General features: G+C 61.3%; 13 protein-coding genes. 7 read left to right on the forward strand and 6 right to left on the reverse strand.

Features of this window, described 5'->3' with window-relative positions; genetic code table 11:
• The first annotated feature begins 114 nt into the window (after positions 1-114).
• A complete protein-coding gene (locus NKI19_RS22560; RefSeq protein WP_352492000.1) occupies positions 115-654 on the forward strand; it encodes a DUF1697 domain-containing protein in 540 nt (179 codons plus the stop codon).
• Between the two features lie 30 nt (positions 655-684).
• On the opposite strand, the gene NKI19_RS22565 is transcribed toward NKI19_RS22560, so the two are convergent.
• The 5 genes from NKI19_RS22565 to NKI19_RS22585 all read right to left on the reverse strand — a co-directional run bounded on the left by NKI19_RS22565 (position 685) and on the right by NKI19_RS22585 (position 8,341).
• Positions 685-2,142 carry an NCS1 family nucleobase:cation symporter-1 gene (locus NKI19_RS22565; protein WP_352491999.1) on the reverse strand — a complete coding sequence of 486 codons (1,458 nt, stop codon included), beginning with the start codon at positions 2,140-2,142 and terminating at the stop codon, positions 685-687.
• Positions 2,143-2,270: 128 nt separating this feature from the next.
• Complete coding sequence (gene otsB, locus NKI19_RS22570; protein WP_352491998.1) at positions 2,271-3,113, reverse strand: trehalose-phosphatase; 843 nt, start codon at positions 3,111-3,113, stop codon at positions 2,271-2,273.
• Positions 3,110-4,891 (reverse strand): alpha,alpha-trehalose-phosphate synthase (UDP-forming), encoded by a 1,782-nt coding sequence (locus tag NKI19_RS22575; protein ID WP_352466252.1) that lies wholly within the window; start codon positions 4,889-4,891, stop codon positions 3,110-3,112. The genes otsB and NKI19_RS22575 overlap by 4 nt, the downstream gene beginning before the upstream one ends.
• Before the next feature lie 178 nt (positions 4,892-5,069).
• Positions 5,070-7,232: an amylo-alpha-1,6-glucosidase gene (locus tag NKI19_RS22580; RefSeq protein ID WP_352491996.1), complete on the reverse strand. Its 2,163-nt coding sequence runs from the start codon at positions 7,230-7,232 to the stop codon at positions 5,070-5,072.
• Positions 7,233-7,279: 47 nt separating this feature from the next.
• Complete coding sequence (locus tag NKI19_RS22585) at positions 7,280-8,341, reverse strand: glycosyltransferase family 4 protein (protein WP_352491995.1); 1,062 nt, start codon at positions 8,339-8,341, stop codon at positions 7,280-7,282.
• Between NKI19_RS22585 and NKI19_RS32895 the strand changes: the two genes are divergently transcribed.
• Positions 8,340-8,900, forward strand: a complete 561-nt coding sequence (locus tag NKI19_RS32895) for a DUF982 domain-containing protein (protein WP_502899325.1) — start codon at positions 8,340-8,342, stop codon at positions 8,898-8,900. The two genes, NKI19_RS22585 and NKI19_RS32895, sit on opposite strands and share 2 nt — an antisense overlap.
• A 33-nt stretch (positions 8,901-8,933) precedes the next feature.
• Here the strand turns inward: NKI19_RS32895 and NKI19_RS22595 are convergent, their stop codons facing one another.
• On the reverse strand, positions 8,934-10,250 hold the full coding sequence (locus tag NKI19_RS22595) for a methyltransferase family protein (RefSeq protein WP_352567644.1): 1,317 nt from the start codon (positions 10,248-10,250) through the stop codon (positions 8,934-8,936).
• A gap of 34 nt (positions 10,251-10,284) precedes the next feature.
• Here NKI19_RS22595 and NKI19_RS22600 point away from each other — a divergent pair, with 34 nt between their 5' ends.
• The 5 genes from NKI19_RS22600 (at position 10,285) to NKI19_RS22620 (ending at position 13,084) form a co-directional block, all read left to right on the forward strand.
• On the forward strand, positions 10,285-10,608 hold the full coding sequence (locus tag NKI19_RS22600) for a hypothetical protein (protein WP_352951239.1): 324 nt from the start codon (positions 10,285-10,287) through the stop codon (positions 10,606-10,608).
• Positions 10,609-10,614: 6 nt separating this feature from the next.
• On the forward strand, positions 10,615-11,157 hold the full coding sequence (locus tag NKI19_RS22605; RefSeq protein WP_352491992.1) for a hypothetical protein: 543 nt from the start codon (positions 10,615-10,617) through the stop codon (positions 11,155-11,157).
• A 264-nt stretch (positions 11,158-11,421) separates the two neighbouring features.
• Entirely contained in the window at positions 11,422-11,646 is a 225-nt protein-coding gene (locus tag NKI19_RS22610) for a hypothetical protein (RefSeq protein ID WP_352491991.1), read from the forward strand.
• A gap of 215 nt (positions 11,647-11,861) precedes the next feature.
• Positions 11,862-12,116 (forward strand): DUF6894 family protein, encoded by a 255-nt coding sequence (locus NKI19_RS32900; RefSeq protein ID WP_352977186.1) that lies wholly within the window; start codon positions 11,862-11,864, stop codon positions 12,114-12,116.
• 425 nt (positions 12,117-12,541) lie between these two features.
• Entirely contained in the window at positions 12,542-13,084 is a 543-nt protein-coding gene (locus NKI19_RS22620) for a class I SAM-dependent methyltransferase (protein ID WP_352491990.1), read from the forward strand.
• Positions 13,085-13,282 lie beyond the last annotated feature (198 nt).

Raw genomic sequence — 13,282 nt, forward strand, 5'->3', positions numbered from 1 at the left:
CAGTGGCATGATCCAAGATACCTGAAACCGCCGGGCCTTGCTCGCGCAAAGATGCGATTCAGCTAACAAAATCAAACGCTTGTCGTTTGCGGACGGAAACTAGTCTAGCCGCCCATGCAGACTTACGTCGCGCTGCTCTACAGCATTGTCCTGGGCGAGGGGCGGCGCGTCGTCATGTCCGATCTCAAGGCGATGGCGGAAGGCCTGGGTCTGAATAACCCGCGCACGCTGGTGGCGACCGGCAATCTGGTTTTCGAGGCGCAAGAAACAGAACTCGCGGCGTTGGAGCAGCGGCTGGAGGCGGCGTTCGCAAAGACTTTCGGCCGCCACGTCGACATCATCGTGCGCGGCGCGGATGATTGGCGGAAGCTCGCGGCCGGCAATCCGTTCCCAGCCGAATCGGCCAAGGCCGCGGACCAGGTGGCGGTGCGCGTGATGCGGGCGCCCGTTCCCGCCGGCGCCGCCGCGGCGCTTGAGGCCTATGTCGGCAACGACGAGAAGCTGCGGATTGTCGGCGGCGACATCTGGATCGTCTTTTCGCGCGAGACGCCGAGTTCGCCGCTGCTCGCGGCGGTGAGCCACAAACGCCTCGGCATCGGCACCTCGCGCAACTGGAACACCGTGCGCCGCCTTGCCGAGATGGTCGCAGAATGAACGGGGCGGCTTGCGCCGCCCCGAATCCGCTCAAGCCTTCGCTATCCTGGCTCCAGCACCGAGTGCCATCGTGCGCAGCACGTAATAGATGACGCCGGCAATTGCCACGCCGAAGAACCAGCCATAGACGCCCCACCATGACGGCAGCAGGCTGGTGAAGTTGGGCAGGATCGAGGAGAAAACCGCGCCGATACCGGCGGCGATGAAGGCATTGACATGCCAGCCGCCTTGAAAGCGGAATTCGCCATTCTCCCTGTAGAGTGCCTCGACATCGACCTCGCCCTTCCGGATCAGGTAGTAGTCGACCATCATCACGCCGAAGATCGGCCCCATCGTCGCGCCAATGATGTTGACGAAGGAGGCGGCACCGCCTTCCCAGGGCGCGAATGGATAGAGCACAAGCGCGATCAGCGCCGCGATGTAGCCGCCTTTCTTGAAGTCGATCTGGCGTGGAAAGACGTTGGAGAAGTCGAACGCCGGCGACACGAAATTCGCCACCACATTGATGCCGAGCGTCGCCACCGCAAAGGTCAGGGCTGCGAGCGCCGCCAGGAACCAGCTGTCGAATTTCGCCGAGATCTGGTCGGGATGCAGCAGCACCTCGCCATAGACGTCGAAGGCGGCGATCGTGGTGACGCCGGCGACCAGCGAGAACAGGATAAGATTGACCGGCAGGCCCCAGATGTTGCCCTTGCGCAGCGATGCCTTGTCCGGGGCGTAGCGCGCGAAATCGCAGAAGTTGAGATAGAGTGCGGAGAAATAGGTCACCCAGATCGCCGCCACCGCAAACAGCGAGGTCCAGGAGCCCGGCGTGCCCGGCACGCCCGCGTCCTTTGTCTTTTCCAGCAGCACATCCATCGGGATGTCGCTGGTGAAGGCGAAGGTGCCTGCCTTGATGCAAAGATAGATCGCCAGGATCAGCATCATCACCCACACCGCCGGTCCGGCCCAATCCTGGAAGCGGCGCACCGTTTCCATGCCCTTCTGGATGATCAGGAGCTGCAGCGCCCAGATGACGACGAAGCAGATCACCTCGAGCCCGGAATGGCCGAGGAAATGTGTGCTCTGGTTGAAGTCGGCGAACCATTGCGAGCGGATCAGCAGGGCTACGATCGCGCCGGAGGCGGCCGCCGTCTGCGCACCGTACCAGAAGCAGGCGACGATGGCGCGCACCAGCGCCGGTATGTTGGCGCCCCAGATGCCGAAGGAGGCACGCGCCAGGACAGGGTAGGGCACCCCGGTCTTCACGCCGGCATAGCCGACCATGTTCATCAACGCATAGATGATCAGCGAACCGATACCGATGGCGATGATGAAGTTGACGAAGCCGCCGCAAAACAGGAACAGGCTGGCCGCCAGATAGTAGCCCCACAGGCTGTGGACGTCCGACGTCCAGACGTTGAAGATCGAGAACGGTCCCCAGTTTCGAACCTTCGCCGGGGCGAGATCCTCATTGTACAGGTCCGGTGATGCGCCTTGTATGGTCATTGCTATGTCCTCCCCTTGCAACCGCACGCGCCTCCACGCATGGCACGCAGGTTAAGCCTGACGCAGGGGAACCGGCAAGCAGACGATTTGCCGGCTTTGGACTCAAAGACCTTCAATGAGAAACGCGCTTATCGGTCGGACGATGCCGTGGCTGCGATATTGAGCTTCGCCGCTGATTCGGTCGCTGCTTGCTTGCCGGCCGGTCGAGCACCGGCCACCGCCGACGTCTCGAAACTGGCTTCGAGCCAGGCTATCGCGCCGGTCACGTCATCGAGGGCATAGTTTGCGGCCGTCGGTCCGTTCGGCTTCACGCGGATGGAGATGCCGCCGATTTCATTGATCGCCTCGAAACCGTGTTCGTCCGATGTATCGTCTCCGAGGAATATCGGCCGCCGGCCGACAAAGGGCGGAATGTCCATAAAACGCCGGATGGCAGCACCTTTGACGGCCTCCAAAGGCATGAGCTCGACGCCGGCGTTTCCCGGAAGCACCCGATAACCCTTCGGAAGCCGGGCCAAGGCCTGCTCGACCAGCTGGATTGCGGGCGCAAGCAGTTGCGGTGCTGCTCTTGTATGAACGGCAAGGACCGGCCCCTTGCGCTCGACATAGACCTTGCCGCTGCCCAGTTCGGCCTCGATCTCGTCGGCAAGGGCGGCGATGTCGGCCGGCGCGTCGGCGGCATCGATCGGACCGCTCGGCGTCAGCCGGTGCTCCAGCCCATACAGTCCGGCGATCCGCAGCTTCAGCGGATGAAACAGCTTGTCCACGGCGGGAATCGATCGGCCGGTGATGAAGGCGACCGCACCATCCAGCCGCCGCTCGATGCGTCCGAGCAGATTGCGCAATTCCTCGCCGACGAACACCGCGTCGGGATGGGCAGCGTGTTCCAGCAGGGTTCCGTCGATGTCGAGGAAGAGCGCCCATTGCCCTTCCGACAGGTTCAACGCCCGCGGTTGTTCAAAGCTTTTCACGACGCTGCCTTCCGTGCCCGCTCGAACATCGAGATGACGTTGTTGGTGTTCGATGGCGGGCGCTCGCCGGTTCCGGTCACCCTGTCGAGATCGCCGCGTTTGCGCAGGCGCGCCGCATCCAGCAGCATGCTGCCGGCCCAGCGGTAGACATTGTTGTCGCGGACCATCTCGCGCATCGGCCGCAAACGCTCGCGCTGCTCGTCCGGCGTCATCGTCAGCGCCTGCAACAGCGCCTCACTCATCATGGCCGCATCGTAGGGGTTGACGATCAGTGCTTCCAGCAGTTCGCGCGAGGCGCCAGCGAAGGTGCTGAGCAAAAGCACGCCCTGTTCGTCGTCGCGCGCTGCGACGAATTCCTTGGCGACAAGGTTCATGCCGTCATGCAGGCTGGTGACCATGCAGATGTCGGCGGCGCGATAGACCTCGTAGACCTGCTCCTGCCGATGATGTTCGGCGACCATCAGGATAGGGCTGTATGTCTCGCTGCCATAGCGCCGGTTGAGCTCCTCGGCACAGCGGCGGCATTCGTCGTGGAGTTGCTGGTAGGCGGGCAATGTCCCCCGGCTCGGCGCCGCGATCTGCAGGAAAACCACCTTGCCTATCCATTCGGGATATCTCGTGAACAATTCATCCAGGGCATGGAAGCGATCGAGAATGCCTTTCGTGTAGTCGAGGCGCTCGACGCCAACGCAGAGTTTGGTATCCGCAGACAGGCCGAATCTGTCGCGCACGCTGGCGCGGCACTCCTCCACAGACGGCAGTTTTGCCAGCAATTGGGCCGGCCATTCTATGGAAATGGGATAGGCGTGGACCAATGTGGTCTGCCCACCATAGGAGATTGCCGCGTCTGCCCGTTCGATCCGGCTCTCCAGAAAGCGGTCGACACTTTCGGTGAAGTTGTTGGCATGGAATTGGGTATGAAAGCCGATGATCGAACTGCCGAGCAGTCCTTCCAGGATCCGCTCACGCCACGGACAGATGCTGAACACTTCCGAATTGGGCCACGGGATATGCCAGAAGGTTATGACTATCGCGTCCGGCAGGCGCTGGCGAATCATGCGCGGCAGCAGCGCGAAATGGTAGTCCTGCACCAGCACGATCGGCCGTTCGTTGCGGGCTTCGGCAACCACCGTATCGGCGAACTTGCGGTTGACGGCCTCGTAGGCATCCCAGTCCGAGGCGCGAAACACGGGGCGGGTGAAGGCGATATGGCAAAGCGGCCATAGGCCCTCATTGGCGAAGCCTAGATAATAGCCTTGATATTCCTCCTCCGTCAGCCAGACCCTGCGCAGCGTGTAGGACGGGTTGCCGGGCGGCACCTGCACCCGGTCGTCCTTGTCGACGGTGAGGCGGTCTGCGGTGCCGCCGCCATAGGCGATCCAGGTGCCGGCACAGGCGCGGGTGATGGGTTCGAGTGCCGACACCAGCCCGCTGGCCGGTACCAAAAGTTGCACCCCGTCATCCTTGATGTTGTGGATGTAGGGTTCGCGGTTGGACACCACGATGACCTGTGCGTCCGGCAGGTCGTCGGCCAGGATCTTGCGCAAGGTGTCGGGCGACCATGTGACCAGTGCCGCATCGGCCGACTGGCCGTTCTTTTCGAACTCGCGCAGCACCTTGCGTGCCGCTTCCGACGCGACATCCTCGCTCGGCGTGTATGCGGCCGCCGTTGCGCGGCCGCGGCGCTGGCGGGATATCGATAGGAGAATGGCAAAAGCGGAAAAGCCAAAACTTGCAATCAGCAAAACCCAGAGCAGGTTTACGGTATAATCTGACATGGAATGTGATCTCGCCTCCGGCCGGCCGATAGCCGTTTTTTATTCGTTTTTCTGGTTCGCTGCCGCGTGACGACGACAGCATCCCCCACTGCCCCTTTTTGCAACGCACAAAGAGGCTATCGGTTCCGGACGATTGCAATGCCGGGCGTCATTTTCGACGCGCCGCAGCGCGCCGGCATCAAGTGCGCACGATGAGCGGCACCATCCCTTCATACCGATCGGCGAGAAAGGCGACGACCCGGTCGCCGACACGCTGGAATGTGAGGTCGACCACCGTCGAGCCGACACCCAGATGCCGCAATGTCAACGTGTCGATGCCGATCGGCAGCCTTGGGCGGGTGACCCGGATTTCGCTGTTCCAGCCGTCGATTTCGAGGCCAAGGCAGGCCTGCATCAGCATGAAGGCCGATCCCGCCGACCAGGCTTGCGGCAGGCACGCGACCGGATAGGCGATGGGCGCTTCGCCCGGCGACCGGGTAAAGCCGCAGAACAGTTCCGGCAGCCGCATGTTGAAATGGACAGCCGATTCGAACGTGCCGCTCATCAGCCGGACCACGCTGTCGCGCACGCCATAACGTGCCAAGCCGGCACCGCACATGGCGGTGTCGTGCGGCCAGATCGAGCCATTGTGGTAGGACATCGGATTGAAGAATATCGCATCGTCGGCCAGCGTCCTCACTCCCCAACCAGAGTGGAACGACGCTGAGAGCAGCTGATCGGCGACCATCTGCGCCCGTTCCGGCTCGGGCAGCCCGACATAGAGGAGATGGCCGGCATTCGACGTCCGTACCTTGCAGAGCTCGCCCGCACCATCGATCGCCAGTGCATAGAAATTGAGATCGTCCATCCAGAAATGGCGTTCAACCGCGGCGCGCATGGTTTCAGCGCGTTCCTCCCAGTGATCGGCCTTGTCGTCCTCGCTGCGGCGGCGGGCGAGCGCCGCCAGCCCACGGAACGCGGCAAAGACGTAGCCTTGCACCTCGACCAGGGCGATCGGCCCCTTGGGCATGCGGCCATCGGCATGGAAGACGGAATCGAAACTGTCCTTCCAGCCCTGGTTGGCGAGGCCGGTCTCGGCGCCGCGCTGGTAGGTAACGAAGCCAGTCGCGCGGCTTGTCTCCTCCGTCCATTCGGCCGCTGCACAGAGCGATGGCCACAGACTGTCGACGAACGCCATGTCGCCGGTACGATCCGCATAGGCGCAAGCGAGATGAATGTAGAGCGGCGTGGTATCGACACCGCCGTAGTAGCGGCCGAACGGCAGCTCCCGCAGCGCTGCCATCTCGCCCTTGCGGGTCTCGTGCATGATCTTGCCCGGCTGCGAATCGCTGAACGGCGACGTTTCGGTTGCCTGATGCTGTGCGAGAAAGGCGAGTACGCCGCGCGCCAGCCCAGGATTCAGCCACAGCATCTGCAGTGCGGAAATCACCCCGTCACGGCCAAATGCCGTCGAGAACCAAGGTATGCCGGCATAGGGGTAAGGTCCGGTTGCAAGCTCGGTGGTCAGCAACGCCACGTCCGCGCGCGCGCGCTCGATCCAGTCGTTGAAGACGCGGCCGGAGCTGTGCACCGTCGCACCGTGGCGGCGTTTGGCGCGCATGCCGAAGCGAGCGCGGGCGGCGGCAGCCCGAAAACGGTCGCGGTCGGGTGTCTCCGCCACTTCCGGGCCGACCTCGATATAGAGGACCTCGCTGCTGCGCTTCGTCACTGCAACCAGGAAATCCGCACGGCTGGCGGTCAAATTGTCCGGCGCCTGCGAGAACGAGATCGCCGATAGGCGCACGAGCTGGTCCAGACCGTCATATCGAAGCACCACCGATGTCGGACTGGTCTCGGCGGCGTGGGCAATCCCGCGCTTGAGCCGGGTCGAACCGCGCACCTCGAACATGTCACGGAAATCCGCTGCGAAATGCAATGAAACCCGAATGGCCGACGATTCCTGGCTGTAGTTGGAAAGGGTGATGCGCTCGAACAGCCGGTCCTGCCAAAGCAGCCTGACGCGTTCTATGTGGATCGCGCCCTGCGGAATGTCGCGACCACCGACACTCTGGATCGGCAAATTGGTCAGGTTCGAGGTGAAAAGCACATTGTCCTGGCTGAGCGATGCGCCCAGCAGCGACATTTGCCGGCCACCGACCGTCAGCCGGAATTCCGAAAGCACACGCGTGTCGTCCCGGAAAAAGCCATCGCCGGCGCCGCGGATGTCGCCATAGGCGTCGGCCACCGCGAAGCAGTCGCCTTGCTTGAGGGCGAACAGCCGGTGCGGCTCCCGGGGCGCAACCTCGTCGAGGGAGGCAAGGGCTACGGCGGGATCAAGCTTACGCTCGTCGAGTTGATTCATACGTCACAAGCTCTGTCGTTTCGTTCCAACGTCCACAATAACGCCGATCAGGATGCTCTCGCTTCACCGGGAGCGCCGATCAGGCGCGAATAGGCAGCCACATAGTCGTGGGCCATTCTCGTGGCAGAAAAACGGTTTTCGAATACGGCTCTCACCTGTCGCCGGTCGAGGCGCAGCAATTCCGGGATCGAGGCGACCGCAGCATCGACCGTATCGACAAGGAAACCGGTCACGCCGTGGTCGATGATCTCCGGCAGGGCACCGCATTTCCAAGCGACTACCGGCGTGCCGCAGGCCATGGCCTCTATCGCGGCAAGACCGAACGGCTCCGGCCAATCGATTGGAAACAGCAGGCCGGCCGCCTTGCCGAGGAATTCCGCTTTTCTGTCCTCTTCGATCTCGCCGATATAGTCGACGCGGTCGCCGTCGATCAGTGGCTCGACCGTGTCGTGGAAAAAAGCACGGTCGTCGTCGCCGATCTTTGCCGCAAGCTTCAGTTTCAGCCCGGAGCGCAAGGCGATCTCAATGCCACGGTCCGGGCGCTTGTCGCGCGACAGCCGGCCGAGAAAGGCCAGATACGGCTCGTCTGCATCCGTCTCGAAAGTCGGCTCGTACATATTGATCGGCAGCCCGTGATGGATGGTCGCCAGCCAATTGGCCCTGGGTAAGCCGGTTCTCTGGCTGCGCGAAATGGAGATCATCGGAAAGCGCGGAAAACGCTCATAGGCCGGGGCCAGGTCGACATAGTCGAGCCTGCCATGCGGTGTCGTCACCGTCCGGTCGGGCATGTGTTCGAAGAAAGGAAAATGCAGGAAGTGGCTGAGATGGAAATGGATAATGTCGAACTGTTGCGCTCGGTTCCTCACCTCGGCCAGCATCGCCAGATGCGCCGCGGTTTCGGATTTGTGCGGGCGCGGATCGAGACGGAGCGCGCGCTCGCGACACGCTACCAATTTCGCCGACGTCTTGGTATCGCCGCTGGCGAACAGGGTCACGTCATGGCCAAGCTCGACCAATCCCTCGGTCAGATAGGAGACGATGCGCTCCGTCCCTCCATAGAACCGGGGTGGCACGGATTCATGGAGCGGCGCCACATGGGCTATTCTCATGTTTTGGCATTTCCCTCAAAAAGACGGCTCGTGGCATCGAAATGCATCAGCCGCGCGAACGTTCCCGTACAATGGCGAGATGTCACTCAATTGGGGCAAAGATGTCACCCAATTGGGGATGCCGGGCGCGTCCACCGCTGCTCGTCTGGTCCAGCTAACCTTTTCCAGGCCAAGCCCTCTTTTGCCGGGAACCAAAGTCGGGTTCGCGAGTTTAGTGGGGTTCGATCGCACGCATCCGGTCGACGGGGAGGAAACGATGGACCGCTTGCAATTCTTTTCGCCCGTGCGGATTTTGCGCGGACAGGGACAGCCCGTGGAAGAGATCGACAACGTTGCCGAAGCTATGGCATTCTTGCGAAAATGGCCGGCCGGGCGGCGCGGGCCGGTTTACCAGTGCGCCGTGAATTGCTGCGCTGCGGCCATGGCCGGCCGGATGTCGGCCGAGGAAGCGCGAAAGGCTTTTGCCGGCTTCGCCCGGATCACCCGGCTGCTCGAGGGCGATAGGCCGTTGCCGATGAGCGGCGAGGATCGGCATGGCGATCACGCGTTGAGGCGATAGGCCAGCTGCCGCAGATCGTCAGAGCAAGGGTATTCAGCCTGAGCGCCCGATCGGCGACCGACTCGCTTTCACGAACAGGCGTTTGAGCTGAGCAACGGCGCCGTTTTCGCTGATGTAATCGCAATAGGCGATGTAATCGGGGTCGCGTGACAGATGGCGTTCCTCGGTGATGGCGCGGAGTGCGTAGACGGCGTTGAGCCCGAACAGGATGGCGGAATGCCGCAGCGCTTCAGCGGGTCCTGCGGCGGTGAGGAAAGGCACGGAGATCAGCCACCAGGAGAGGTTTTTCGAAACATAGGCCGGATGCTTGATCCAGCGATACGGTCCGCAGGTGATGATTCCGCGATTGGTGAGATTGGAAAATCTCAGGCCAAAGCTCACGGTGGACCAGACAAAAATCAAGATGCAGAAGAGGGTCGCCGATCCCCAGAAAACCTGGAGCGCCGGTGAGGGCATCACCGCCGTCCAGTTGGCGCCCGTTTCGTAGTTCAGGTAGGCACGGGTGGCGGCGTTGATGGGTTCATAGCAGGCAAGACAAACCAGCCAGCCGAACACGGTGGGTTCGACGCTGCGGATATGGTTGTCGAGGACGCGCAGCGTGAAGACGTAGCCGACGACCGCGACAAGAACATCCACCATGAACAGGAGATCGATTGCAAAAGCGTGCCAGCGCGTGATGTCGAATCGATACGGTTGTTCCAGCCCGGCCAGGATCGAACCCAGTGTGGAGCACAGATAGACGAACATCAGCGGCAGGAAGAAGCCTTTGACGATCCAGCCCCGCACATGCTGGCGTATCTGCTCGGTTCGCTGCGGCACGGCGCCGCTGAGGACGAATGCACCGATTTCGGCATATGAATCGTCCGGATCGGTCTGCCTGCGGTCGACATAAGCAACATAAAACGGCGCGGCGACGAGCAGCGCCGGCAAGGTGTCGTAGAGCGCTGCCCAGTAGGGGGCGTAAAACTCACGCCGGTATTCCGGCACTATCCAGTAGACTGCGGCAATGGTCGTGAGCGTAACGATCAAGCCGATGAGCTTGCGCACGACACGCTCGACTTCAAGCGCTCGCATCGGCTTGGCCTGCAATCCCGTTGAACGCCTTCGAAACGTCTGGAAATAGGCCGTGTCGACCGCGATCATCGCTGCCGCGGTAGCTGCAATGACAGTCATGGCCTGCAAATGCACAGGCCAGCTTCTGTCGACGAGCATCGCGACGGTCAGCGCAAGACCAAGCAATCCTGCAAGGCCGGTGAGGGGCGCGGTCGCCGATTTCGGTTGGAGCGTCATACTACTACTCCCGTTGTCGTGAGGATCGATCGTCGTTGCCGGCCGCGTGGTCGCCGCCACGGTTCAACTCGAGTGGCGCCGCCACCGGAGCCGCTTGAGCAGCCGCTACACTCCGCCGCTGCCGTTAGACCCGCCGCTGCTTGTTCCGTCGTTGCCGCCACTGGATCCGCTACTGCCGCTCGAACTGCTGGTGCCGCTAGAGCCGCTGCTGCAGCTGCAACAGCTGCCGCCGCTCGAGCCGCTGCTGCCGCTTGAGCTGCTGGAACTGCTGGTGCCGCTCGAACTGCTGCCGCTTGAGCTGCTGGCGCCGCTCGATCCGCTGCTGCTTGAGCCGCCGATGGGCCCCTTGTTGACGTTGCGTGGGGAGGGATGGTTGTTGGCGCCCTCGCTTAGATTTTCGCAGGTGCACTTGCGCTGATACTTGGTGCCGAAGGCACTGCCTTCATTGCTCGCCTGCTGGCAGACCAACCTATGGCAAATCAAAGTCGCTTCGGTTGTCTCGGGGGTAAGGCCCGTGATGACTATTGCGGTTGTCGTGGCCGCCATGCCCGTGATCGTGAACCGGAGTAAATTCCGAAAATTGTGCATAGATACCTCGCTTTCTGACGCCTCGCTTCTCGGGCTCACGCCCAAGCTTCCTCGTTGTCGAGTGGGTGTTTGCGACAAGGCCGCATACGGATCGCTTACGCCTCAGCGGTCGGGGCTCAGTGGCGGCATAAAAAGTTGGACGAAGCGCAGACAATGGTGCCGCATTGCGGTATTTCGACCGGAAAAGGCCAAAGATGCACTTTTGGGGGAATGGATAATGTCGAAACGGCTTAGACTGGTGCTGGGAACCGCCGGCGCAATTGCCGTCGCCATTGTCTGGGGGATCGTCGCCACGTCGATGGGCGTGCCATCGATTCTGATCACAGTAGGAGCGGTCGCGATCGGCGCGGGCATTTACAGCTATCAAAACCGGAACTGATCCGGTACCGGCGACGCGGCATAGCCCAAAACTCCCACGGTCGCAGACTGCCTGCGGCAATGCTCAGTGTACGAAAATTACCAACGACAGCGTTCTGTGGAACGAGTGGCCTGCCGAAGCTATTGTGGTGGCGGTCCGAGACACCCCCGCCTCGGGCCACTGGCTCACCCAGCCGAGTGGTCCGCTGCTATCCAATGGCAGCGGACCCTTCACCCGGAGGACGGACCCCGGAAGACGGACATTGTGCCGAATCGAGGGAGAACGATGGTCGTTGACGAGATTGCAGCGCGGCGCCTGAAAATTCTGATCGAGCAATATATGGAGACCAGGAAGAGGCGCCACGATGTGGTTTCTACCGCAGCGGCTGAGATCGCGATCAGGGCTGTCATGCCGAATTGCCCGGTCTCCGGAAATGCCCTTGACGAAATGATTGCGGCATGTGCGTTCGAACATGGGCTGGGGGTGCTGTTCGATCGACCTGACGCATGAAGGCCTAAACGGCATGAATCCCAACGCCAAAATCGCGCGGTGCTGTCGTGTACGAATTCGAGGCTGCTCCTGAGGCGCTTGCGACTAAGGCGCGTCGCGTCGATCGGCCTCATGCGATGCGCTTTAGGTTCTTGTTTTGATACATGTTGTTATCGCAAAACCGCTGCACATTTTTGCGCGACATGCATTAGAGAAACCGACCAACCGGAGCAGCCATGCCGAGATATTTTTTCCATTTCCGAAACAATGAGGGCCGCTTGACGGAAGATTTCGAGGGTCAGGAGTTGGACGGTTTGTCCGCGGCTCAGGATAACGCCATGGCTTCGGCCAAGGAAATCCTGGCCGAGGGCCTGCTCAGCGGCAGCCCGGTCCTGACAGGTCTTTCCTTCGAAATCTGCGACGAGAACCGGAAGCTGCTTTTCCGATTTCCCTTCTCGGAAGCTGCCGAAAAGGCTGGCACTCGACCGTGATTCGCCAAAAGCCCCGCAATGCGGGCGGGCTTTGATCGAGCCTGGCTGAAAAAACCGCATATCGCGGCAAGACGGTCGTTGGTGCAAATCAGCACCATAGCCAAATTAGTAGCATAGCTGCCGGCACAAAGCAAGAACAAACATGGCTTACCTTGCCGAAAAGACGTGCGTTTCAGGAACTCGAGGGCAGGCCCGGGTAGGGGCGCCAAGCGACATTGCGATTTCCAACCGATGTGTCGATTTGTCGGGCCGGGTGTTCGTCAATTTCCCGAAACGGCTTGGCAGGATGCTGTGATCAGGAGTTCCTTTCTCCCGCGGTTACGTTTACAGGACGCTCTGGACAGTGTCGTTTGCGCGCCAGCAACTGGACCGGGCTAGGCCCGGCGCACAGTCCTCTTCCGTAGAGGAACCAGTGCGGCGTCGTTTTGGAGAACAATGATTTGTGGTGGTCAAATAAGCAAAAGAGATTCAAAGGAACGTGGGATGACCGACTGGACGGGCTATTCTCAGCAGAGGTCGACTACGCCGGGAAATCCATTCTCGATGTTGGCTGCAACATGGGTGTTGTCGCCTATGAGATATCCAAGCTAGGACCGAGTTCGATCCATGGGATCGACATTCTCAAGCCGCATATCGAGACGGCCAGGATGATCTTCCTGGGTTGTCCAGTCCAAAGCCGGTTCGATTGTCTCGATCTTGGCAGCCGGAAGCTGCAAAATGTTCTCCAACCGCAGTACGACATCGTCATGCTGCTGGCGGTCTACCATCACATGCAGTGGAGTCTCGGCGCGGACAAGGCGCGAAGCGTGCTGTGCGATATCGCCAGGCGTGCTCAAACGATCGTTGCCCGCGTCCCTCCTGGTAAGGACAAGGAGATGATCGCGGTGCTTTCGGATGTGGGCTTTTCAATCAAGAGCAATCACACATCGCCTCTTGGAAGCCATCTCATGGTCCTCGCGAAACACTGACCAGCATAGCGCGGCCGACGACGAATGGCGCAAGAGCCGCGTGGCTGGGGTCCGCTACGCTCGCATGCGAGGGACCGACGGTCATGGGCCGATGAGGTGCAAGGATCCGGTTCGGCATTGACTGCGGTCGGGAACGAAGCCACAGACAGGTGATCGAAACCGTCTCGCGCTTCAAGACAACACGAAGACCGGACGGGA

Source organism: Mesorhizobium sp. M0751, from assembly GCF_040320265.1.
GTDB lineage: Bacteria > Pseudomonadota > Alphaproteobacteria > Rhizobiales > Rhizobiaceae > Mesorhizobium.

Excerpts from the sequence above, each read along its gene's own strand:
- NKI19_RS22560 (WP_352492000.1), top strand. The coding sequence starts at position 115 with ATGCAGACTTACGTCGCGCTGCTCTACAGCATTGTCCTGGGCGAGGGG.
- NKI19_RS22565 (WP_352491999.1), bottom strand. The coding sequence starts at position 2,142 with ATGACCATACAAGGCGCATCACCGGACCTGTACAATGAGGATCTCGCC.
- NKI19_RS22575 (WP_352466252.1), bottom strand. The coding sequence starts at position 4,891 with ATGTCAGATTATACCGTAAACCTGCTCTGGGTTTTGCTGATTGCAAGT.
- NKI19_RS22580 (WP_352491996.1), bottom strand. The coding sequence starts at position 7,232 with ATGAATCAACTCGACGAGCGTAAGCTTGATCCCGCCGTAGCCCTTGCC.
- NKI19_RS32895 (WP_502899325.1), top strand. The coding sequence starts at position 8,340 with ATGTTTTGGCATTTCCCTCAAAAAGACGGCTCGTGGCATCGAAATGCA.
- NKI19_RS22585 (WP_352491995.1), bottom strand. The coding sequence starts at position 8,341 with ATGAGAATAGCCCATGTGGCGCCGCTCCATGAATCCGTGCCACCCCGG.
- NKI19_RS22610 (WP_352491991.1), top strand. The coding sequence starts at position 11,422 with ATGGTCGTTGACGAGATTGCAGCGCGGCGCCTGAAAATTCTGATCGAG.
- NKI19_RS32900 (WP_352977186.1), top strand. The coding sequence starts at position 11,862 with ATGCCGAGATATTTTTTCCATTTCCGAAACAATGAGGGCCGCTTGACG.